We start from the raw sequence: 1,672 nt of genomic DNA, 5'->3' as shown, positions 1-1,672 counted from the left end.
CCAGGTGCGCCTCGTCCGGCGTGAGCCAGATGCCGCGGCGGCGCAGCCAGGCGCCCACCTCCGGGCGGCTGGTCCACACCGCCAGCGGCACGGCCAGCAGCAGCGGCAGCCACACCGGCGCCAGCGTCGGCACCTGTGCGAAATAGGCCACCGCCGCGGCCGGCAGGGCCCAGGGGCCGAAGCGGCGTGCCGCGTCACCCCAGCGCAGTGCCACGGCGTCGCGCGAGGGGGACTTCCAATCCAGCTTCAGCCCGGTGAGCGCGCCCAGCACGAACACCGTGTGCGCCAGCATGCGCAAGGGCGCCTGCAGCGCGGACAGCAAGGCTTCCAGCAGCGAGCCGGCGACCAGTTTCGCCGCGCCGCCGAACTCCGCGGCCTGGCCGCGGCGCAGGATCAGCGCCACGCCCAACACCCGCGGCGCGGCCAGCATGGCCAGCGTCAGCACCCACAGCACCGGCGCGCCGGAAAAGACGTGCGTGGCGCCGTCGTCGGCACTGAGCACGCCCAGCGCCATGAAGGCCAGCCACAGCGGCGAGGCGACGTAGGAGAGGGCGCCGCTCACGAACATGGCGCGGTGCACGGCGGCAAAGCCCGGCTCGGCCACCAGCCACGCGTTTTGCAGGTTGCCCTGGCACCAGCGGCGGTCGCGCTGCAACTCGTCCAGCAGGTGCGCCGGGGGTTGCTCGAAGCTGCCGGGCAGGTCCACCAGCCACACCTCGTAGCCGGCGCGGCGCATGAGCGCGGCCTCCACGAAGTCGTGCGACAGGATCTCGCCGCCCAGGCCGCCGCGCCGCGGCAGCGGGGCCAGCGCGCAGTGCTTCATGAAGGGCTCGATGCGCAGCATGGCGTTGTGGCCCCAGTAGTGGGACTCGCCCAACTGCCAGCAGCGCAGGCCTGCGCCGAAGAGCGGCGCCGCCACGCGGCCCAGGAACTGCTGCGCGCGGGCGTGCAGCGTGTCGTGGCCGCGGGCCACGGGCTGCGTCTGCAGGATGCCCACGCGCGGGTGCTGCTCCATGAGGGCCTGCATCTTCACCAGGCACTCGCCGCTCATCACGCTGTCGGCGTCCAGCACCACCATGTAGCGGTAGAGCGCGCCCCAGCGGCGGCAGAAGTCGGCCACGTTGCCGGCCTTGCGCTTGGTGCGGCGGCGGCGGTGGCGGTAATAAATGCGTTCGCCCAGCTCCGGGCCCATCACGGCGCGCAGCTCGCGCCAGGCGCGCAGCTCGGCCGCGCGCAGCGCGGGGTCGCTGCTGTCGGAGAGGATGAAGAGGTCGAAGTCGGCGTCGCGCCCCGTGGCGCGCAGCGACTCCAGCGTCTCGCGCAGCCCGGCGAAGACGGCGTCCATGTCCTCGTTGCAGATGGGCATGGCCAGCGCGACGCGGGCGCGGGTGCCGTCGCCGGACGAGTGGGCGTGGCCGTCGGCCAGCAGCTCGTCGGCGCGCAGGGCGAACGCGTCGCCCCGGCGCAGGCTCAGGTAGCCCGCCAGCGCCGTGAAGCAGCCGGCGCTGACCCAGCCGAAGAGCAGGAAGAACAGCAGCAGGTGCGCCGCTTCCACCCAGTCCAGCCCGTCGGCCGCGGCCGGCTGCGCCAGCACCAGCGTGGCGGCCGCGGCCGAGAGGCCCACGGCCGTGAGCAGTCCGCCGCGGCGGCGCCGCGCGGCGGCGCGCCAGGC

At 74.6% G+C, this 1,672-nt stretch carries 1 protein-coding gene; it reads right to left on the bottom strand.

All coding sequences use genetic code 11. The features are described from left to right. The coding region (gene mdoH / locus SM757_RS34770; RefSeq protein ID WP_322468831.1) for a glucans biosynthesis glucosyltransferase MdoH at window positions 1-1,672 on the bottom strand (1,672 nt) is incomplete at both ends.

Source organism: Azohydromonas lata (assembly GCF_034427735.1).
Lineage (GTDB): Bacteria > Pseudomonadota > Gammaproteobacteria > Burkholderiales > Burkholderiaceae_C > Azohydromonas > Azohydromonas lata.
The sequence above is the reverse complement of the archived record's forward strand: the minus strand, read 5'-3'. Positions and strand labels throughout refer to the sequence as shown.